Annotated in this window: 21 protein-coding genes and 1 riboswitch; of the genes, 15 read left to right on the forward strand and 6 right to left on the reverse strand. The window is 48.6% G+C overall.

Going from position 1 to position 21,329, the window contains the following annotated elements; all coding sequences use genetic code 11:
- Positions 1 to 164: 164 nt before the first annotated feature.
- Positions 165 to 1,586, reverse strand: a complete 1,422-nt coding sequence (locus tag MHH25_RS02275) for a hypothetical protein (protein ID WP_339196652.1) — start codon at positions 1,584 to 1,586, stop codon at positions 165 to 167.
- A 276-nt stretch (positions 1,587 to 1,862) separates the two neighbouring features.
- Here MHH25_RS02275 and MHH25_RS02280 point away from each other — a divergent pair, with 276 nt between their 5' ends.
- From MHH25_RS02280 to nfsA, 15 genes are all read left to right on the forward strand, one after another.
- The gene (locus MHH25_RS02280) at positions 1,863 to 2,894 is read left to right on the forward strand and encodes a BMP family protein (RefSeq protein ID WP_036616691.1); all 1,032 of its coding nucleotides are present in this window, start codon (positions 1,863 to 1,865) and stop codon (positions 2,892 to 2,894) included.
- Between the two features lie 200 nt (positions 2,895 to 3,094).
- Entirely contained in the window at positions 3,095 to 4,594 is a 1,500-nt protein-coding gene (locus MHH25_RS02285) for an ABC transporter ATP-binding protein (protein WP_340019014.1), read from the forward strand.
- A complete protein-coding gene (locus MHH25_RS02290) occupies positions 4,591 to 5,658 on the forward strand; it encodes an ABC transporter permease (RefSeq protein WP_036616697.1) in 1,068 nt (355 codons plus the stop codon). Before MHH25_RS02285 ends, MHH25_RS02290 begins: the two co-directional genes overlap by 4 nt.
- Positions 5,642 to 6,565, forward strand: a complete 924-nt coding sequence (locus MHH25_RS02295) for an ABC transporter permease (RefSeq protein WP_017691011.1) — start codon at positions 5,642 to 5,644, stop codon at positions 6,563 to 6,565. The genes MHH25_RS02290 and MHH25_RS02295 overlap by 17 nt, the downstream gene beginning before the upstream one ends.
- Positions 6,566 to 6,611: 46 nt before the next feature.
- Complete coding sequence (locus tag MHH25_RS02300; RefSeq protein ID WP_074093221.1) at positions 6,612 to 7,283, forward strand: sulfite oxidase-like oxidoreductase; 672 nt, start codon at positions 6,612 to 6,614, stop codon at positions 7,281 to 7,283.
- 1 nt (position 7,284) lies between these two features.
- Positions 7,285 to 8,043 carry a nucleoside phosphorylase gene (locus MHH25_RS02305; protein WP_100528173.1) on the forward strand — a complete coding sequence of 253 codons (759 nt, stop codon included), beginning with the start codon at positions 7,285 to 7,287 and terminating at the stop codon, positions 8,041 to 8,043.
- A 207-nt stretch (positions 8,044 to 8,250) separates the two neighbouring features.
- Positions 8,251 to 8,862, forward strand: coding sequence for a hypothetical protein (locus tag MHH25_RS02310; RefSeq protein ID WP_340019016.1), 612 nt, complete (start codon positions 8,251 to 8,253; stop codon positions 8,860 to 8,862).
- Positions 8,863 to 8,990: 128 nt separating this feature from the next.
- On the forward strand, positions 8,991 to 9,179 hold the full coding sequence (locus tag MHH25_RS02315) for a hypothetical protein (protein WP_244898276.1): 189 nt from the start codon (positions 8,991 to 8,993) through the stop codon (positions 9,177 to 9,179).
- A gap of 123 nt (positions 9,180 to 9,302) precedes the next feature.
- On the forward strand, positions 9,303 to 9,791 hold the full coding sequence (locus tag MHH25_RS02320; protein WP_340019017.1) for a GNAT family N-acetyltransferase: 489 nt from the start codon (positions 9,303 to 9,305) through the stop codon (positions 9,789 to 9,791).
- Between the two features lie 122 nt (positions 9,792 to 9,913).
- A complete protein-coding gene (locus tag MHH25_RS02325; RefSeq protein ID WP_340019018.1) occupies positions 9,914 to 10,312 on the forward strand; it encodes a metal-sensitive transcriptional regulator in 399 nt (132 codons plus the stop codon).
- Between the two features lie 60 nt (positions 10,313 to 10,372).
- Positions 10,373 to 10,573, forward strand: a complete 201-nt coding sequence (locus MHH25_RS02330) for a copper ion binding protein (protein WP_017691004.1) — start codon at positions 10,373 to 10,375, stop codon at positions 10,571 to 10,573.
- A gap of 225 nt (positions 10,574 to 10,798) precedes the next feature.
- Positions 10,799 to 13,276 carry a heavy metal translocating P-type ATPase gene (locus tag MHH25_RS02335; RefSeq protein ID WP_340020436.1) on the forward strand — a complete coding sequence of 826 codons (2,478 nt, stop codon included), beginning with the start codon at positions 10,799 to 10,801 and terminating at the stop codon, positions 13,274 to 13,276.
- A gap of 348 nt (positions 13,277 to 13,624) precedes the next feature.
- The gene (locus MHH25_RS02340; RefSeq protein WP_036673157.1) at positions 13,625 to 14,785 is read left to right on the forward strand and encodes an ABC transporter permease; all 1,161 of its coding nucleotides are present in this window, start codon (positions 13,625 to 13,627) and stop codon (positions 14,783 to 14,785) included.
- 155 nt (positions 14,786 to 14,940) lie between these two features.
- Entirely contained in the window at positions 14,941 to 15,540 is a 600-nt protein-coding gene (locus MHH25_RS02345; protein WP_340019019.1) for a TetR family transcriptional regulator, read from the forward strand.
- Entirely contained in the window at positions 15,533 to 16,276 is a 744-nt protein-coding gene (gene nfsA, locus MHH25_RS02350) for an oxygen-insensitive NADPH nitroreductase (RefSeq protein WP_101314877.1), read from the forward strand. The genes MHH25_RS02345 and nfsA overlap by 8 nt, the downstream gene beginning before the upstream one ends.
- 319 nt (positions 16,277 to 16,595) lie before the next feature.
- On the opposite strand, the gene MHH25_RS02355 is transcribed toward nfsA, so the two are convergent.
- From MHH25_RS02355 to MHH25_RS02375, 5 genes are all read right to left on the reverse strand, one after another.
- The gene (locus MHH25_RS02355) at positions 16,596 to 17,426 is read right to left on the reverse strand and encodes a TatD family hydrolase (RefSeq protein WP_340019020.1); all 831 of its coding nucleotides are present in this window, start codon (positions 17,424 to 17,426) and stop codon (positions 16,596 to 16,598) included.
- A gap of 81 nt (positions 17,427 to 17,507) precedes the next feature.
- Complete coding sequence (locus tag MHH25_RS02360; protein WP_340019022.1) at positions 17,508 to 18,416, reverse strand: ABC transporter ATP-binding protein; 909 nt, start codon at positions 18,414 to 18,416, stop codon at positions 17,508 to 17,510.
- A gap of 38 nt (positions 18,417 to 18,454) precedes the next feature.
- Positions 18,455 to 19,213 (reverse strand): ABC transporter permease, encoded by a 759-nt coding sequence (locus MHH25_RS02365; protein WP_340019023.1) that lies wholly within the window; start codon positions 19,211 to 19,213, stop codon positions 18,455 to 18,457.
- A complete protein-coding gene (locus tag MHH25_RS02370) occupies positions 19,213 to 19,503 on the reverse strand; it encodes a thiamine-binding protein (protein ID WP_017690996.1) in 291 nt (96 codons plus the stop codon). The genes MHH25_RS02365 and MHH25_RS02370 overlap by 1 nt, the downstream gene beginning before the upstream one ends.
- Before the next feature lie 224 nt (positions 19,504 to 19,727).
- A complete protein-coding gene (locus MHH25_RS02375; protein WP_340019025.1) occupies positions 19,728 to 20,768 on the reverse strand; it encodes an ABC transporter substrate-binding protein in 1,041 nt (346 codons plus the stop codon).
- A gap of 306 nt (positions 20,769 to 21,074) precedes the next feature.
- Positions 21,075 to 21,187, reverse strand: a riboswitch (TPP riboswitch).
- Between the last annotated feature and the right edge of the window lie 142 nt (positions 21,188 to 21,329).

The following is a 21,329-nucleotide window of genomic DNA, read 5'->3' on the forward strand; positions in this document are numbered from 1 at the left end:
AATTCCTGCATGAGAAAAATGATTTTGTAGAAGAAATTTGCAAAATGCTGAACAAAAAACCGCCTTCACGAATCTAGGGGTCGAAACCCCTGTGAAATTCGGTAAGGACGGCTGCTTATGGTGCCAAAATACGAGCTTTAATTCGGTTGAAGACGGAATTTATTTTATTCAGATCCACCGTTCAGATAGTTGAAGAAAGGCTGGTCCACCCAGAAGTCATACGTCGTAATGTCCGCATCAGGTGCCAGCTTCAGGAAACCTTCCCGAATGGATTTGGCATTCTCTTTCAGAGAGAAGGACTGAGCGTAGTAATTGCCAAGCGCGATCTTATTATTGGAAATGACAGGGTAGTTCGCCAATGCGGTTGGTGAATAATACAGCGGTTGCCACCAGGAGCTGAGAATCAGTGGAGATGTACTGTCACTGTTCTTTTTGGCATATTTCAGCACAATGTCGTTGAAGCGAACTTTGTCTGCCACATTGTTGAACTCGAACTGGATATCATATTCCTTCGCAGAAGCAATATAGTTACCATTCTCGATCTGTGTCACTTTATAATCAGGCGTTTCCTTCGGCTCGCCCCATTCCTTCAAATAAATGAAGGCAGATGTCTTGGGTTGGAATTGCACATCAGCATCAATACCTTCGCTACGCAACAAACCAACCAACTGTACAGCATGTTGAATATTATCGTGGCCGTAAGTAAGTGTCAGTTCATCGATAAAGTTGGAATCAAAGCGGCTATCCTTCAGATTATAACCTGTTACGAGATCATCTCGCAGGGCCTGATCCACAATCTTTCTCAGCTCAGGTGATTCGATCAGATCCGCTGTGCGATATGCAGCATACAGTTTGGAATAGATGTCCGCATCGCCGGAACGCCCAATCTCATGTTTGTATTTCCCTTGACTGACCAATACGCGTCCAAGCAAAGTATCAGCGAAATCTTTACTTGCTACGCCACCCTTAAGGAGAGCGGGGTATAGGCTTTCAGGGATCAGGCCTGTATCGATCGCAGCAGCCAGCTCCTGTGCGGCTTGTCCCTGAACACGGTTTGGTTTAATGCCAACTTTGGCAAGTGCTTTGGCCGTTTTCTCTGTGGGATATGTATAAGCGAGTTCCTTGAATCCGGCTGCTTTCACCGCGATGAAGACGGCGGCATAAGTGCTCAGTTGATCCTTGGCACGTACTTCTGTACCCGTAAGAACCCCATTATTGTATAAGGCTACGGCAGCATCATATGAAGAATCACCAGAAGACAGATCGGTAAAGACAGGAGCGTTAGCTTCACTGTCACTTGCTTGAGTTGCTTCCGTGATGGCTGCAATGGCTTGAATGAAATCACCTTTGGTAATCTGTTGCGGCAATTGAATGTTGTATTTCGCTTGCAAGAATTGAGCAAAATCCGCTGCGCTTTCCGTGTAAGCAACTGGCGCCTGAGCTACCGGTCCTTTGACACTTTGTGAGGTGGTTGGTTTAGCCGGAGTTGCAGATGCTGCAGAAGCGGAAGCGGGCAAGCTAAGGCTGCCGAGTGTTACCGGAGCGGCGAGTAGGGCCGCCAACGTGATCTGGGTGATTTTTTTCAAATGAATAGCCTCCTTAAAATGGGTTGGAAAATAATCAGCTTTGGGTTATAATTCTGACAATTCCTATCAGAATATAATAATTGGATTGACTTTAGCACGGAGACGCGCTGGATGTCAACGGAAAAAAGCTTGATACAGAACGGTTTCCAAAGCTTGGTAGAAAGCGAATTGTCAATTATATTCTATTTGAGTGTATACGCTCAAAGATTTATTGACAAGGATCGACAGTATCCGCTAGGATAAGAAAAAAGAATGTTGAAAAGGGGTATTTTCAAAATGAAAAGAGGTTTATCGTTCGTCTTATCGATCATCATGTTGGCTATTTTGTTGGCAGCTTGTGGGAATTCGGCTTCCAAAGACGAACAATCCGCCCAAGGCAGTGATTCGGAGAAATCTCTTCGGATGGCCCTCGTACTTCCCGAAAAAATAGGGGTTAACCCTTTCTTTGTACAGATGGATGAAGGTTTCAAAAAAGCAGGCGAAGAATTCAAAGTAGATACCAAGACGATTGAATCGACAGACCCGGCAGCATTTGAACAAAATCTGCGTGCTGCGGTTGCCGAGAATTATGATCTGATTATTACAGCTACTTTCCAGGCAGAAGATGCATTGAAGAAAGTTGCAGCAGAGAATCCGGACAAGTCCTTTGCGATTGTAGATACAACCGTTGATCTTCCAAACGTTCGTAGCGTTGGTTTCCGTGAATATGAAGGGGCGTACCTGCTCGGCGCAGCTGCTGGATTGTCCACCAAAACAGACAAAGTCGGCATGATCGCAGCAATGGATGTACCATTGATCAAAAAATATACGGAAGGTTTCAAAGCTGGATTGGAATCCGTGAATCCGGGTGCAGAATTCCTCGTGAACTATGTAGGTGGATTTAATGACCCGGCCAAAGCAAAAGAATTGGCGCTGGTACAATTCGGCAAAGGCGCTGACTTCATCGCTGGCGCATCCGCTGTAGGGGATCTCGGCGTGTTCGAAGCAGCCAAAGAAAAAGGCTTCTACACTTCCGGTCAGGATACGGACCGTACTGTTGAAGACCCGGAACATATCGTATTGTCTCAATTGAAGTCAACGGATACGGTTGCTTATGAGACCGTGAAAGATTTCGTAGAAGGCAACTTCAAAGCTGGCGCTGTTAACTACGGTTTGAAAGAAGACGGTGTAGGCCTGACGTACGTTACACGTGACAGCGAATCTCCATTGAATGCTTTTGTCGGACAAGAAGTGATCGACAAGGTTAAAGCAATCAAGGATGATATCGTATCCGGCAAAATCGTAGTCAAAGATCCATTGCAACAATAGTTTTGAATGTTCTTTTCAATGAATGAGTGATGGAAATGATCAGCCGGCTGCCCGATCAGGCAGCCGGTTTTGCTGCTATTAAATGACCAGTATATGTTCAACTTATCGTTTACACGATTACGGCGATCGGAAGGTTATTCTGTCATCGTAGTGGCGAGTGTAACCTTTTTAAGTTGAACTGAGGGGAGCGAACGCAAGATATGCTGTTGGAGATGGAGCAGATTACGAAGAAATACGGCGGCTTCACCGCTAACCGGGACATCCGTTTTAATTTGCGTGAGGGAGAGATTCATGCCCTTGTCGGTGAGAACGGGGCTGGTAAAACAACCTTGATGCGTATGCTGTACGGTATGGAACAGCCCACGTCAGGCACAATCAAAGTCCACGGACGTGAGGTGAGCTTTGCCACGCCGTCCCAAGCGATGGCAAGTGGCATCGGTATGGTGCATCAGCATTTCATGCTGTTCCCTTCCTTTACGGTGGCGGAGAACATCGTGATCGGACGTGAACCGGCTAAGGCAGGCGCATTTGATCGCAAAAAGGCAGCAGCCCAAGTAAATGAGCTTGGCAGACAATATGGCATGCCAGTTGACCCATGGAAAAAAGTGTCCGAGTGCCCGCTTGGCATGCAGCAGCGTGTTGAAATTCTCAAGGTGCTGCATCAGGGCGCAGACATCATTATATTGGACGAACCTTCAGCGGTACTGACACCGCTTGAAGTGAAGGAACTGCTGGCGAATATGAAATCTCTCGCCAAGTTGGGCAAAACCTTTGTACTGATCACGCACAAGCTGCAAGAAGTCATGGATGTAGCCGATCGGATCACGGTGCTTCGGGATGGTCAGGTGACAGGCACGTTGGAAGCCAAAGATACACATGTGGAGGAATTGTCTCGTCTGATGGTTGGTCGTGAACTTGTGCGTATGGACAAGCAGCCATCGGTTCCAGCGGAAGCCGTGCTTCAGGTGGAAGGGGTTAATCTGTCCGGAGCGAAGGATCGTTCGGCGCTCAAGGACATCCACATGGAGGTACGAAAAGGTGAGGTCGTGGGTATAGCAGGCATCTCGGGTAACGGCCAGTCGGAACTGATTCAAGTGATTGCGGGACTGCGTAAGGCGGATAGTGGTCGCGTTATACTCTCCGGGCAGGATACAACCAACTGGCCGGTACGGCGCATTCGGGAGCATGGACTTGCTCATATCCCGGAAGATCGTTACATGTGGGGAGCGGCCAAGGATGCGAGTGTTCGCGAGAACGGGCTGATGGGACACCATCATCGCTTGCAGTCACGCGGTATTATCAAAGCCAAAGCAGCAAGAACAATGGTAGAGAGTTGGATCCAACAGTTCAGCATCAAGACGGGTTCTGCGGAGACCAAGGCACAGTTTCTGTCTGGAGGAAACTTGCAGAAGCTGATTGCTGCCCGTGAATTTGCACAGGATACACCGTTTCTAATTGCAGCTGAACCGACTCGTGGTGTGGATATCGGTGCTATGGAGACAATCCATGCTGAATTGCTGCGTAAACGCAGTGAGGGCGCGGGCATTCTGCTCATTTCATCGGAGTTGTCCGAAATTTTGCAATTATCTGATTGGATTATTGTCATGTATGAAGGCGAAATTGCCGGTGAACTGAGAGCAGAGGAAGCAACTGAGGAACAGATCAGCTTGTTAATGGCAGGAGGGAAAGAGCGGATATGAATCGGGTAAAAGAAACACTTCGCGGACTCGTACAGCCGCTGCTTGCCGTATTCATCGGTCTGATTGCAGGAGCTGTGGCGATTCTGATCGTTGGCGGTAATGTGGTGGATACGTATGCGGAGATGTGGAAAGGGGCCTTCGGCAACTTCTACTTCTTCACCAATACGTTGGCTCGTTCCACACCAATCATCTTGGCGGGGCTTGGCGTAGCATTGGCATTCCGTGCTGGATTCTTCAACATGGGAGCCGAAGGCCAGATGATTCTTGGCGGGCTTAGTGCCGCGCTCACGGCGCTCTATCTGCCAGGGCCAGGCTGGTTTGTGTGTATTGCTGCGATTGTGGCAGGTATTATTGCCGGGGGAATCTGGTCCCTGTTTGCAGGCTGGCTGGATGCACGCTTCGGGATGAACTTGTTGATCACAACCTTACTACTTAACTATATTGCCATTTATTTCGGGGGTTACATGGTCTCCTATCCATTTAAGGACCGCACAGGATCTGCAGCAATGGCTCAGACACCCATGATTGACCAGAGTATCTGGTTGCCGAAGTTGTTCCAGGGCATGGGGCTGCATGCAGGCTTCATTATTGCCATTGTAGCGGCCATTCTGATCTACTGGTTCACGCATAAAACGGTGACCGGTTACGAGATCCGCATGCTCGGCAGCAACCCGTCCTTTGCAACCTACGGTGGTGTTCGCCGCATTCGCATGATGATGCTGTCTATGGTCATCAGTGGTGGACTTGCTGGACTCGCGGGTGCGGGGGAAGTGCTCGGTACACAGTACCGTTTCCTTGATGGCTCGCTGTCATCGGCAAGTTATGCATGGAGCGGTATTATGGCCACGTTGCTTGCCCGCTCGCATCCACTCGGTACAGCTGTAGCAGCTATTTTGCTGGCTGCGCTACAGACGGGTGCCATGGGGATGGAACGGAACACGGATGTACCGCTGGAAGTTGGCAGTGTCATCCAAGCTGTATTGACGTTATTTGTATCAGCTCAGATCGGTTATTCATTCCTGAAGCGGAGAAAGGAGAAAAAGTCCAATGCAACAACTGTTTGATGCAGCCATGTTTGGCTCAACCTTGCGGATTATGACTCCAATCCTGCTTGCAGCGCTCGGTGGGGCTTTATGTTCTCGTGTCGGTCTGTTTAACGTGGGTCTTGAAGGACTGGTTCTGATCGGTGCGTTCTCCGCTATTGTCGGTAATTATCTGTTTGGCAATGTGCTGCTGGCGGTACTCTTTTCCATTATAATTGTGATGTTATTCTCGGCGCTCTTTGCCTTTATAAGCATTAATCTGAAAGCCAACGCCATCGTGGTCGGGATCTCGCTTAACTTCCTGGCTGCGGGGGTGACGACCTTTGCACTGCGTGCGATTTTTGATGTAAAAGGTGCATACTACGATAAAGACATGGTGGGACTTCCCAAGTGGGATATTCCGCTGATTAAGGACATCCCGTGGGTGGGTGATGTAATATCGGGACATAGTCCGCTGGTTTACCTCGGTATTGTGCTCGTGATTGCACTACAATTTTATCTGTTCAAAAGTGTATCCGGCTTCCGCCTGCGCTCCGTAGGTGAGAACCCGATTGCAGCACAGAGCATCGGGATCAAGGTACGTGGCATCCAGTATGGTGCCGTTCTGATGTGCGGTGTGTTGTGCGCTCTGGCTGGAGCACAGTTGTCGCTCGGTCAGGTAACGATGTTTACCGAAGGCATGACTGCTGGTCGTGGTTTTATCGCGCTGGTGGCAACGATGTTAGGGCAAGCGAATCCGCTTGGCGTCATGGGCTCCAGTGTGCTGTTTGGCTTCATGGAAGCATTGAGTATTCGTCTGCAAGGTTTCTCCCTGCCAACGCATTTCACATTGATGCTGCCGTATATTGTGACGCTGGTCGCAATGTTCTTTTTCAAAGACCGTACCTATGCACAGGATGCACTGAAAGCGGGCGGAAGCTCGCGTTAATTCTGAATGTCTATGTTAGAGACAGTAAAAGAAGGAGGAATTCCACTTGCATAACAAGGCTGAACGTTTGAAAAAAAGTAAAACCCCGGCACCCAAAACAGGTAACAATCACGGAGATCGACTGCCGCCAGGACAGATGCTGACGGAGAAATTCCCGATTCTGCATGAAGGGGAAGTGCCGGAATATGACCTGTCCACCTGGGACTTGAAGGTATTCGGTGAAGTAGAAGAGGAGAAGGTGTTCTCCTTAGCTGAGTTGCAGGCGATGCCACAGGTGAACACGGTGAGTGATATTCACTGTGTTACCCGTTGGTCGAAATTCGATACGCCGTGGGAAGGTATACGCTTCTCCGATTTTGTAAAACTTCTGGGGGTTAAGCCAGAGGCAAAATACGTCATGATCCATGCAGATCATGATTATGAGACAAATGTACCGCTCGAAGAGTTGATGCATGATGATGTATTGCTTGCATTCAAATATAACGGTGAGCCACTAACACCCAAGCATGGTTTTCCACTGCGTATGGTTGTGCCACAACTTTACTTCTGGAAGAGTGCCAAGTGGATACGTGGTCTGGAGTTTATGACAGAAGACCGGAACGGATTCTGGGAAGTGAATGGTTTCCACCATTTTGCCGATCCGTTCAAGGAACAACGCTTCTCGGGTGAAGATCTGCCGATTCCGGAAGACGAGTGGACGAAGAAGGAGTTTGATTAATATGTTGATGCCTATTTTGCAGATTCATTCGGAAGACATGCCGGCATATGCCATCGTCTGTGGTGATCCGGCACGTGCGGAGAAGATTTCCCGTAAACTGGAGCAGGCGAGAGAACTGGCGTTCAGTCGGGAGTATCGTACATTTGTTGGATTGTATGAAGGGGTACAGATCGCTGTGGTCAGCCATGGTGTAGGTTCACCTGGAGCAGCTGTCTGCTTCGAGGAATTGATTCGCGCGGGTGTAACAACTCTGATTCGTGTAGGTACAGCGGGATCGTATACAGCCGATTATCCTGCAGGCAGTGTGATTGTGAGTACAGCCGCTGTTCGTACGGATGGGTTGACTCGCCAACTGGTACCGGATGGTTTTCCAGCGGTAGCGGACATTGGGGTGACACAAGCGTTGATCGAGGCTGCTCGTGGGCAAGAAAGCACGGATGCTGCAACCTTTGCAGGCAAAGTGGGCGTTGGTATTACCGTAACACTGGATGCGTTCTTTGCAGGCGTGGAAGAGATCCCACATCGCAAATACAAGCAGGCTGGAGCACTTGCAGCCGAGATGGAAATTGCTGCGCTCTACATCGTCAGCACCTTGCGTGGCGCTCGCGCCGGAGCCATTGTCGCGATCGATGGATTCGCGGACAGTGATCTGGCAGCCGAGTATGATCCGCATACGGATGCAGTTGGACAAGCGGTGGAGCGCGAGATTAATGCAGCGCTACGCGCACTAGCCGCGCTTGCTCGCCAAGATCAGGTATAGGTTGGTTAAGGCAAGTATGCATTTTTGCTCATTGTTACAAGCAAAACAGTAGATGATGTCCATTTGAGGTGGACAATATAAAAAGGGCGTCCCGTAAGGTCATGAATATGACCCAAGGGGCGTCCTTTCCTTTTTAAGAGGGGGATGCAGGTACAGTAGCGAATTGTATTTGCATGGCATGTCATTAAATTAGGAGAGTGATTAAATATGGGCTGGAGTGAATTACGTGAAATTCCTAATGAATACAGCGATGAGGTACAGCGGATTGATGAACAACTTCTGAAACTGGTTGCAGCCAGAAAGGACATAACCGGAGCAGTCCAATACCAACCTCCTCAAAATATCATCGATGAATGGGTGAGCTTACTGGATATGAAGGAGGAAGATATCCGATATGTTCTCCGTAGCGTGCAACCGATGCCGCAAAGACATTACTTTCCAAGTGAACCTCTTCAATTGACGAGTGTGGTGCCGATTATGAAAAAAATGATCAAAGATTCGTGTGAGTATATGATCACGCATTCGATGCAATATGAAGGTGAAAGCCTCGTTTATGTGGAGATTCAATATAAGGGGAATGAAGCTGAGCGTATACAAATGGTTCCACATTTGGCTCTGGAAATATTCAGCGAACAGAGGCATATCACCATGAGACATGGCAGTCGTGGAGGAGGTGGGGAGACGCAAATTAGTTTCCGAGTGGTTCCTGCCCTTCCTTCTTCTCTGGAAAACGTTCGATTCTCCTTGATTCCCTCAATACCAGAAATGGAATACAAAGTAGAGGAAATCATTTTGGATAAACAGGTTGATTTCGATTAACGAAAGGGTTTAGAGATGGATTTAGCTTAACTTGGGGACGGCCTGTCCCTCGCTGAGAATGATAATGCAGAAAGTGGGCACGTTATATAAAGGAACATCAACATGAATACGAAAAAAGGGAGGACTCTATGATGACACAGAACAATCAACCTCAGGATGAGGCGGAAATTCGCAACAAGCTGGATGAAGACGGGGATTCCTTGATGGAGAAAAAGAAGATTTTGAGCGGAGTAGACATTGAGCCGCAGGCGGACGAATGGGCGGCGAAGCCATCACCTGTTGCTTTTAATGAAGGAAATGCTTCTTCGAAAAAATAAACAACATGAGAATCATATGGGCTTGATGGAATGAAGATAAATTTAGCGAAGCAGGTACCCTTATGGTATCTGCTTTTTGGTTGTATAATAATGTAAAATTCAGTAGACGAAAGAGTGATTGGGATGAGTACAGGTACGATTAACATCCGAAAGGCAGAAATGAGGGACTACTCTGGCGTGTCATTGTTGATGGATGAGCTGCACCAGCTGCATGTCGAGGCGCGGCCGGATCTATACAGAGCGTTGGAGACTAGAATGGAGAAAAAGGAGTTCATCGAACTGCTGGAAACGGACAAGCGTTACCTATATGTTGCCGAGTCTTCCGAAACGGGCTTGATTCTGGGTTACGGGAGCGCGCAGTTAAGTGTAATTCAGGATAACCCATTGATGGTGGATCGCAAGATGTTGTACATCCATGAACTTGTAGTGGATAACAAACATCGGGGCCTAGGAACAGGTAAACAGTTACTACAAGCATTCATCGAGTTAGGGAGAGAGCCTCAGGCAGAAAGTATGGAATTGTCCGTGTCAACGTTTAACTCTGGGGCACAGGCTTTCTATGAACAGATGGGTCTGGTCGTCCGCAGCAGCAGGATGGAGTATACCTTGTAAGATACATCGCTCTATTTAATTAGGAAGGATTCATCCATTTTTAATAAAATATCAGAATCCTCTTGAATACCCCCATGGGGTATGTTACTCTTAGAAAAGAACGAAAGAAAAGGGGTGTTCAGATGGATCATCAGAGCCATCCCGAGGAACCTTTGCAATCCTCCAAGTCAGATTCAACGGAAGCTTTGGCTACAGTCCATGAAGCAGTATCCTGTCATGCCGAGGGCAGTGATGGGAAGCATGTGCGCAAGAGTCACCATTCGCAGGAGATGAAGAGTAACCTGGTTTCTCGTTTGAACCGTGTGGAAGGTCAGATTCGCGGGATCAAGGGATTGATCGAGAAGGATACGTACTGTGATGATGTGCTGACGCAGATTGCGGCGGCTCAGTCTGCTCTTAATTCAGTAGGCAAACTTTTGCTTGAAGGCCATATGAAGAGCTGTATCGTTGAGCGTATTCAGGCTGGTGAACATGAGGTTGTGGATGAACTGCTGGTTACGATGCGGAAGTTAATGAAGTAAGCTGAATCAATTCACATATTTAATTTTATCATTTTAATATACCCCAAGGAGGAATTTAGAATGTCTAATGTTACGTTGAACGTTACGGGAATGTCTTGCAATCACTGTGTGAAGTCGGTTGAAGAAGCTGTGAAGAATACCGGTGCGAGTGGTAAGGTTGATCTGGCAGCGGGAACAGTAGCGGTGGAATATGATGAGCAGACGGTGAACGTGGATCAGATCAAAGCTGCGATTGAAGATCAGGGATACGATGTAGTCTAACGGGATCACAGGCTTAAACCGAACATGCTCATGGGCGAAAAAGAGGTCAGAGTACCTTTTCCCAAGAGTCAGGTTTAAGCCTAATTTTCTGTCTGATATATACCCCTCGGGGGTATAATGGATGCAACATACAAAAATTGAATCGACATGAAAGGAGCTGACATGATGGATAACTCAACGAATAAACCAATGGATAGATCATCCGAACCCACACCAATGCCACCTATGGCAGACGCACCAGGACTGAAGGCAACGCTGCACATCACGGGAATGACCTGTGCTGCATGTTCGACACGAGTGGAGAAGGGATTGTCCCGCATGGAAGGGGTTCAGCAGGCCAATGTGAATCTGGCCATCGAACAGGCAACCGTATCTTATGATCCAAAGACAACCAACGTGAATGCGTTGCGAGATAAGGTGGAAGCATTGGGCTACGGTACGGTGTCAGAATCGGTTGATCTGAACATCACAGGTATGACGTGTGCTGCTTGTTCTGCCCGGATTGAAAAAGGTCTTTCCCGACTACCGGGGGTATCTCAGGCGAATGTGAATCTGGCGCTGGAAACAGGGCATATCGAATATGCCGCTGGTGCATTGAAACCTTCGGATATTACCGCCAAGATCAAGCAGATGGGATACGGTGCTGAACTGCAATTGACACAAGAAGAGACCACATCGGTTCGTGAACGTGAGCTGCAACGCAAAAAGTGGAAATGGATGATATCTGCGTTGTTATCGATTCCTTTGCTGTGGGCAATGGTCGGGCATTTCTCGTTCACATCCGGAATCTATGTCCCAGATCTGTTCATGAACCCTTGGTTCCAGCTGCTGCTGGCAACGCCGGTACAGTTCGTGATTGGGTGGCAGTTTTATGTGGGAGCGTACAAAGCACTGCGCAACCGCAGCGCCAATATGGACGTCCTCGTCGCACTGGGTACCAGCGCAGCGTTTTTCTATAGTCTGTATCTGACGTTATCCAGTGGGTACTTACCTACTACAACCATGGACCATGGGGCAATGGGAACGAGCACAGCCGCCATGCCTTCGGTAGAACTCTATTATGAGACAAGTGCAATTCTGATTACGTTAATTCTACTGGGAAAATGGTTCGAAGCTGTGGCGAAAGGCCGCTCTTCACAGGCGATCAAAAGCCTGATTGAACTGGCTCCACGTGAAGCTCGTGTCATTCGTGATGGACAGGAAGTGATAGTTCCTGCCGAATATGTTGCGGTGGGTGATTTGGTCCTGGTGAAGCCGGGGGACAGCATCCCGGTGGATGGTATCGTTGAAGAGGGGCAATCCTCTGTGGATGAATCCATGCTTAGTGGAGAGAGCCTTCCCGTGGATAAAAAACCGGGAGATGCCGTTACAGGTGCTACGCTGAACAAAAACGGGGTATTACGACTACGTGCGACCCGAGTGGGATCGGATACGGCTTTGTCCCAGATTATTAAAGTAGTCGAGCAAGCTCAGGGCTCCAAAGCACCGATCCAGCGGATCGCAGATGTCATTTCAGGCATTTTTGTTCCGATTGTTGTCGGCATAGCTACGCTGACATTCCTGATTTGGTATCTGTTTGCAAGTCCGGGTGACTTCGCCGGTTCCCTTGAAAAAGCGATTGCCGTGCTTGTCATTGCTTGTCCATGTGCACTAGGGCTGGCAACGCCGACTTCTGTCATGGCTGGATCAGGACGTGCGGCTGAATATGGCATTCTGTTCAAGGGCGGCGAACATCTGGAGTCGGCACAACAGATTCAGACCGTGGTGCTCGACAAAACAGGTACAGTAACTCAAGGTAAACCGGTCCTTACCGATGTTGTCACGGCTCCGAATTGGACGGAATCTGATCTGCTTGAGCGAGTGGGAGCGGCCGAACAGAGTTCAGAGCATCCACTGGCAGAGGCGATTGTTGCAGGTATTCGTGCCAAGGGTCTGGAGCTAACCCCAACAGAGAAGTTCGAGAACATACCGGGATACGGCGTGCGAGCTTCAGTAAAAGGGCAGGAGATCCTGGTCGGCACGCGTCGTTTGCTTGCAGATGCACAGGTGAATGTCTCTGAGGAAACCGTTCAGCAGATGAACCGTCTGGAGGAACAAGGGCGTACAGCGATGCTGGTAGCGGTAGATGGTCAGTGGGCAGGGATCGTGGCTGTGGCTGACACCATCAAGGATACCTCTCGTGAAGCCATCGGTCGTCTTCAGGCGATGGGGATCGATGTCATCATGATTACGGGAGACAATGAGCGAACAGCTCGCGCTGTAGCTGAACAGGCAGGGATCGGTAAAGTACTGGCTGAGGTTCTGCCGGAGGGTAAAGCTGCGGAAGTGAAGAAACTTCAGGAGAGTGGCCTGAAAGTCGCGATGGTAGGTGACGGCATTAATGATGCTCCGGCACTCGCTACAGCGGATATTGGGATGGCGATCGGAACAGGAACGGATGTAGCGATGGAAGCGGCGGATATTACGTTGATGCGTGGTGATCTGAACAGTATTGCAGATGCCATTGAGATGAGCCGGCGCACGATGGGGAACATCAAACAAAACTTGTTCTGGGCACTCGGATACAACGTGATTGGTATTCCCATTGCGGCAGTTGGCTTCTTGGCTCCATGGCTGGCAGGGGCGGCGATGGCGTTCAGCTCCGTGTCGGTTGTCCTGAATTCGCTACGTCTGCAACGCATGAAGCTGAAGAGAAATGACTGACCTTTGTTTGGAGATATATTCAACGCCTCATTGTCAATGAAGTGAGGATGAATAAATACGCGGTTCGCTGCGGCGGACCGTGTTTTTTGTTGAGAAAAATACAGTTGAGTCGCCAGAAAGTAAGCCTGAATCGTTGGTATAGATGTTCTTTTCTTCGGGAAAAGGATAGCATAATGTTCTTTTGTGAAAATGGATCAATTGTATTCATGAATATAGCTTATATTTTCTGAATTTTTCAAAAAATGAGTTGACAATATGGGCATATTCACATAAAATTTAAACGATCGTTTGATTCAAACAACTGTTTAAATCAAATTAGAACTATTTGAGTAATGGAGGACACCTTTTATGTTACAGGCTTTACGTACATTGTTTAAAAAACCGCCAGTGATTGTAGGGATCGTAACAGCACTTATGTTCCAAGTGATCTTTAGCGTGATCTGGATGACCGCATATTCTGGAGTAAATGACCGTGCGAAAGAATTGACGGTTGCGATTGTGAACGAGGACGGCGAAATGTCCAAAGGAATCGCAGATTCGCTCGCAGGAACACTGCCTTTCCATACCGTATCCAATCTAAGTGCGGCTGAAGCGTTGGATCAGCTGAATCATCACCAAGTACACATGGTGCTGGATATCCCGGCTGGGTTTAACGAATTGCTTCAGACGGCTGGCTCAACCGCCGAGATTAAATACACCATTAATGAAGCGAACCCGGTTACGATCAAAAGCATGATGCAAGGTGTATCACAAAGTGTGACAAACACGATTAACAAACAAGCTACAGCACAAGGAGTACAGACGGTGTTAACCGCTTCAGGTGCGCCTGCCGATCAGGCTGCTGAAGCCGCTACAAACCTGACTACCCGAGTGGAAGGAACAACAACGTCCATCAACCCGGTTAACGGGATGAATAATCAGATGGTGCCAATGATGATGGTACTGGCTTCCTATGTAGGTGCCATGATCATGGGGATGAATCTCCAGACAGCCATGGGTATGTTGTCATCTACCTATTCCCGATTGACTTTGTTTGGCGCGAGAGTAGTCATTAACGTGGGTTCTGCATTGGTTGTTTCCTTGCTGGGATCATCACTGATCGTGGCATTGGGAGGACAGATTGCACAAGGATTCGTTGCATTCTGGTTGTTCCAGGCGCTCTTCCTGTGCACGTTCATGTTCTTCTCCCAGTTCTTCCTGATCTGCTTCGGACCAGCGGGAAGTCTGTTCAACATCATCTCACTGTCCTTGCAACTGGTATCCTCCGGTGCTATGGTGCCGCGTGAATTGCTGAACAGCTTCTATAGCGGCATTGGGCAGTACCTGCCTGCAACATACGCCGTTCAGGGTATTCTGAGCGTGCAGTTGGGAGGCCCAGGAGTTCAGTCTGCTGCGGGCTCTATCGTGATTGTACTGTTGGTTGCCGTTGCGTTGTCACTGGTCGTGACGTTGTTGAAAAAACAACGCATGCCAGCTATGGCTCCAAGCCCTGCTCAAGCAAACAACTAATACAGCAGATGTATACCATTGCATCATAGGATAGGACAAGCACCCCGATGATTTTCATCGGGGTGCTTGGTGTAATATAATAGACAAATGATTCGCTGGCTCCAGTCCTTGAGCTGGAGCGAATGAGATGAACGGACAAGAGGGAGCGGGACGGAATGACTGAACCGGAGTTGGATATCAAAACGAGGATATTGCTTGCAGCCAAGAAGCTTTTTGCACAGCAGGGGTATGACGGGACGAGTGTTCGTCAAATATGTGATGAGGCAGGTGCCAATGTGTCGCTGGTGTCTTATCATTTTGGCGGCAAAGAAAAGGTGTTCGAAGCATTATTTGAGCATTTCTTCCCTGGGCATATGATGAACGCGCTGGCTGAAGAGTCCATGTCCTCGCCTGTGGAAGGTATCCGACGAATTATTGGTGAAGTTGTGAAGTTCACGATGACGGATCGGGAGATGAGCGATATTGTGCAGCTTGAAATTACACTGCGGACACATCGTACAGCTACCGTATTTCGTTTTCTAGACCCTGTATGGACCCGAGTGAGGGAACTGTTGCAAGAAGGAAAAGACCAGGGATTGTTCCAGGTCGAGTCCGTATCTTATGCGATGCTTCAGGTTATGGGTGTGGCTTTAGCGCACAAACGGGCCAAGAATTCACGATTTGGCTTTGATTATCAGGATATGAATACAGACGAGCTTGCTGAGCAGACAATTGAGTTCGTACTACGAGGATTGGGAGTGAACAGCCATGAATGAAACCATTGATTTGATGATGAAACACCGCTCTGTACGCAAATTCAAGCCAGACCCGGTAAGTGATGAGCAGCTTGCAGCCATTGTATCTGCAGGGCAGATGGCTTCCTCTTCAAGTAGTGTGCAAGCCTATACCGTAATTGCTGTGACTGACTTAGAGCAAAAAGCCAAGCTGGCTGAATTGGCAGGCAACCAGGCCTATGTCAATGAATGTCCGGTGTTTCTTGTATGGTGTGCTGATCTGTATCGGCTGAGTGATGCTGCGAAACGTCATCTTCCTGAGAAGGAATCGTATGCCGATTCAACCGAGAATTTCATGGTAGCCACAATTGATGCTGCACTTGCTTCCCAGAACGCCGCTCTTGCAGCGGAGTCACTAGGGTTCGGAATTGTATATATAGGCGGGCTTCGTACCCGGATTGAGGAAGTAGCCGAGTTATTGGGATTACCGGAAGGGGTATTTCCGGTGTATGGCATGTGTATTGGTGTTGCAGATCAGGAAACGGGAATTCGCCCGCGTCTGCCACTGGATGCAGTTCTGCATCGTAATCGTTATAATGCCGAGCAGAGCATCAAAGGTGTTGAGCAGTATGATGAGACAACGACGGCGTACATGAAAGCACGAACTAACGGTGAACGAACGACTCCATGGTCCGAACTGATGGCGAAGCGCCTGACTGAGCCGACAAGGTTGCAAGTGAGACCGTTCCTGGAAGGCAAAGGATTCTTGAAGCGTTAAGTTGAACTGAAGGTAGTTACACTTGCCACTCCGATGACAGAACAACCTTCCGATCGCTGTTATCCCCAGATTTTTTGATCCAATTTTTGAGAAGGTGAAAATCTAGTGATAGCGTATGCTTCCGAAGTAGCTTTCTTTCAGAAAGCTTTTAGGCGACCGCTCTGCTTCCTCAGGTTATTTCTGTCCTCTACGTTCTTGTGTAAATGGTTAGTTCAACTGATATATAGTAAATTAGAAGTCAGTCGGTGGCGAAGCCGACTGGCTTCTTTGTGCTGTGCTGGCAGGACAAGCGAGTGTACTTGCTGTTACCTGATTGTAATCAAGTTAAGCCATAGAAACGCTTTGTGTTCTGATAAAAGAGACGGGCGGCCCGCTCGGTTCCCATGCCAGTGATCTCACTCCATGCCTGGATGACCTGTCTGGTCATGGCCGGGTGTGTCATTCGTCCCTGAAATGGTCCTTCGAAGGGCCAAGGTCCGTCGGTCTCGGCCATCACTTGTTCTGATGGATATTGCCGGGCGAGTTCACGAATCTCTTCTTCATACCGAATATCCGGCGTGAAGGAAATGAAATAACCGTTGTCCGCCATGCGCCTTACGGTTTGGCGAGAACCTTTGAACCAATGGAAATGAGCACGTCGGAACTGATATTGCTCCAGCAAATCACAGACGATATCCGCATCATCGTATACCGCATGAAGGACAAGTGGTTTGTTATGCTTTTTGGCAAGTTGGATGAAACGTTCAAGCAGTTCAATGTACCCGCTCTGATCGAAGCGTTGCCCTGCCTGCTCCGCTTCCTGACGATTGTAATAGGGAAGGCCAACTTCTCCTATGGCTGTGGCTTGTCCCATATGCTTCTCGATCCATTGGAAGAAGAGGTCCATTTCTGCAACGGACGGCAGTTCCTGTTCCGGATGGAAACCGAAGGCCGGATAGATGTTACGTGGATGTTGTTTTGCAAGCTCCAGATTGGTCTTGGCAGAAGCGAGATTCATGGACACGGCAATGACTGCTTCGACCTGCTGAGACGGAAACGATAGCAGCATCTCGCGTTGTTCGTCAGGGGTATACTGATCGAAGTGAATATGAGCATCAATTAATGGTGCAAAAGCTTGAGAATGCACGAGGGAATTCCTCCTTGTGTTCATTTATATTCTAACTATGTTACGCAGAATTTCTTATGGCGGATCACCCATTAAAGGAAATAAATAACTTAAAAACCCGCGCTATTATGATAGGCGGGCTTTCTGCTGTTCTTCTCTCATCCACTGAGCAATCTGCCGTTTACGCTCCAGGAAAGCGGATTCCTCCGTAATTTCTTCTCGTCTTGGGCGATCAAAAGGAACATGTACCTCGTGCAACACCGTTGCAGGTCGGTTGGATAATACATAGACCCGGTCTGCAAGTAGCAATGCTTCTTCGATATTGTGGGTGATGAACAGCACCGAGCGGCGGTTCTGTTCCCAGATATCAAGTAGCCAGCGCTGCATGTCGCTACGTGTCAGTGCATCCAGTGCACTGAAAGGTTCGTCCAGCAGCATCAGTTCCTGCGGACTGAGCAGGGCGCGCAAAAATGCAGCACGCTGCTGCATTCCGCCCGACAGCATATGAGGATACGCCTGCTCGAATCCGGCAAGACCCACGCTACTTAACCACTTACGAGCTTCCTCAAGTGCTTCGGCCCGAGGGGGTGCACTTGAGGCTACTTCACCAGCAAGCAGTACATTATCTTCAATGGTGCGCCACGGGAAAAGAGCAGGCTGTTGGGGCATATAACTGATCTTGCCACGCTGTCCGGTTACATTCTGACCGTTCATAAGTACTTGGCCTTCCTGTGGCTTCAGCAGACCGCCGATGATATGGAACAGAGTACTTTTGCCACAGCCAGAAGGTCCAACGATAGCAACAAACTCGCCTTGCTCCACAGTCAGGGACAGGCCGTTCAGAACCGGTAGCTTGCTGCGCCGTTCACGGAATGATGCATGAACATTAACAACGTCCAGTGCAGGTGGAACCGGAGCAGGAGTCGTGTTGGCAGGTCGATCAGGCGTAGCCGAGTTAAACTTTTCACCGTGCGTTGGCTCCATCGCGTGTGCTCCTCGTCCATGATGGACTTGTTCGTCCTGTTGCCGATTCATATGGTCATCACTTCCTAATATACAGATTACTTGCTTTACTACCGCTTCTGTGGCCGCCAGCGCACGAGCAGCTTCTCCAGCAGGGCAATGAACAGGAAGAGCAGCAAGCTGAGCGCGACAATAATCATGATCGCTACGAATAGGCGATCCGTACGATAAGCCGACTTTTGCAACATCATATAATAACCAATACCCTTGTCTGCACCGATCCATTCGGCGATGATGGCACCCATCACGCTATAGGTAGCGGCGATTTTGACACCGGAGAACACGGATGGCAGCGCATGGGGAAGCTCCAGCTTCCAGAAGATCTGGTGACGTTTCGCACCAGCCATGCGCATATAGTTCATCATCGCTGCATCTGTACGGGTCAAGCCGTCCATGGCCGCCACTGCAACGGGGAAGAAACAGACGAGGATGATGGTAATCAGCTTTGGCAACAGCCCGAATCCAAACCAGATTAACAGGAGCGGTGCGAGCGCAATGGTTGGGATATTTTGACTAAGAATAAGTAAAGGATACAGGGCTGACTTGAGAAAAGGGACCAAATGCAGCACCATCGCAATCAGTAATCCAACCGCTGTTCCAGCGGCGAATCCAATCAGCGTTAACTGAATGGTTGCGGAAGCGTGCATGCCAAGTCGTTCGGCCTGGGTTGCCGCTTCGCGGGCGATGTCGGACGGTGCAGGCAGCATCCATTTCTCAATATGGAAGATGGAGACGGCTCCCTGCCATATCGCTATAAAGAGAATAACCGCCACAATGGGCGGCCATACACTTTTGAAATAGGCAGGCATTAGCGATACTTCTCCGTCAGGGTATCCATGCTGAAGCCAGTAGGGCTATGGGCGATTTTGATCTGGGAGATGATGCTTGGGCTGCCAGCCTCCACAAGTACCTCGTGCATTTTACGTACAACTTCCAGCAGTTCCTCCAGTTCCCCCTCCATTGTGGTGTCGAGCGCGTTCACCTGATATTTCAGGCCAGATTGCTGAATAACTTCAATGGCGCGATCAACGTAAGGATAAGAGTTCTCGCCATTTGGCGTTTTGGGAATAACTTGAATGCTAAGTAGTGTGCTTGCCATGAGAGATCACGGCTCCTTTCGTGATATATAAAATGAACTAATGACTGTTACACTTGCCACTTCGATGACAGAATAACCTTCCAATCGCTGTTATCCCCAGATTTTTTTGATTCCCTTTCTCTAAAGGGAAAATCCGGTGATAAAGGCGACCGCTTCGCTTTTTCACGTTATTTCTGTCCTCTCCGTCCTCGTGTAAAATTTAAGTTCGTTTTATATGAGAAATTTTATTGGGGTAAGAACTCGTTTGTATATGCCTTGCTCACATCGATCTGTTCATCAAGCAGTTTTTTGCTAAACATCCAGTCGGTGTAGTTCTGCCACACTTCCTGTTTTTGTTCTCCCCAGCGCGGGGCGTCATCTGTGTACTTTGGACTAAGCCATTTCTGGCTTGCCAGTACCAATTCCTTATCCAGATCCGGTACGGCCTTGATCAGAATGTTGGCTGCGTCTTCGGGATGATCAATTGCGTATTGATACCCTTCGGAGGTGGCTTTCAGGAATGCTTTCACCAACTCAGGGTCGTTTTGGATCGTCTGCTCGTTTGTTACGAGGACAGGCGTGTAATAATCCAGTGCATCTGAATAATCCTTCACATATAACATGTCGATCGGTTCCCCGCGCAGTTCGGCTTCAATACCCGTCCAGGCGTAGAAAATCCACGCGAAATCAATATCCCGTTTTACTGCGGTGAAAAAGTCGGCATCACCCATATTAATGTTTTTTACTTTCGATACATCGGCTCCGTCGCCTTCCATAATGGATTGCATCACGGCTTCTTCGACTGGGGAACCCCAACCGCCATAGGTTTTACCTTCAAAATCTTTCGGTGACTTGATATTCCGATCCGCCGGAGCAGCGAAACCAGATGTATTATGCTGAATAACTGCTGCGATGGAGACGAGTGGAACACCCTGTGTGCGGGCTTGAGTTACACTCTCCTGATAACTTACGCCAAAAGGCACTTCATTCGAGGCAACCATTGTATCTGCGCCACCGGCACCTGGTTGTACAATCTCCACGTTCAAGCCTTCGGCCTTGTAAAAACCTTGATCTACAGCTGCATACAGGCCTGTATGATTCGTATTTGGTGTCCAGTCGAGCACCACTTTAATATCTTTCAGGGCGGCAGTGTCACCTTCGTTGTTGCTTTCCGTATTTGTGTTGCCGTTCTGCCCAGCTGGGGCAGCTTCTTTGCCACCACATGCGGCTACAGTCACCATAAGCACGCATAAGAGCAACAATCCCATCGTTTTACGCCATTTCATCTGTGGTCTCTCCTTCGGTATGTCCGGCCGATTGGCACGGGGTACTCCTTGGCTTCATATCCAATCATCTTGCATAAATCGACAGATTTATACCAGTTGAGATCTGGATGACGTTATTTTTGAACAAGTAAAACGTCCATCGATGTCATTCAAGGAAGCCAGACCGCGTTTAGCGGCAGTTTTTCTTGCAATATCAGGAAGGTGATGCTTCCAGTCTTATACTTTCTGATAGTAACAAAAAAAGCGCCCCGTATTCCGGGACGCGTGCAGGCGTTAGAGAGGTGGCGTTCAGCCATAGGGCTGTGCCATTTCGATATACTCCGATTCCTACGCTGGCATGATCCAGATCAGGTCTAAGGGTTAGTATCTTGGTGGGATACACTCTCAGCCGGCCAATTCCGACTCCCCTGGGAAACTATGAAGTTACGGGCATTACTAGGTGTAATTATAGGCCAGCGGGTGGAACGTGTCCAGTCATGAACTGGATAGGGACACGTATAAGTTATCAAACAGGCCGTTATACATATGTATAACAGCCTGCTTGGATGTGTTATTTTCAAT

The sequence above is a fragment of the Paenibacillus sp. FSL H3-0457 genome (assembly GCF_037981725.1).
In the GTDB taxonomy this organism is placed as follows: domain Bacteria; phylum Bacillota; class Bacilli; order Paenibacillales; family Paenibacillaceae; genus Paenibacillus; species Paenibacillus amylolyticus.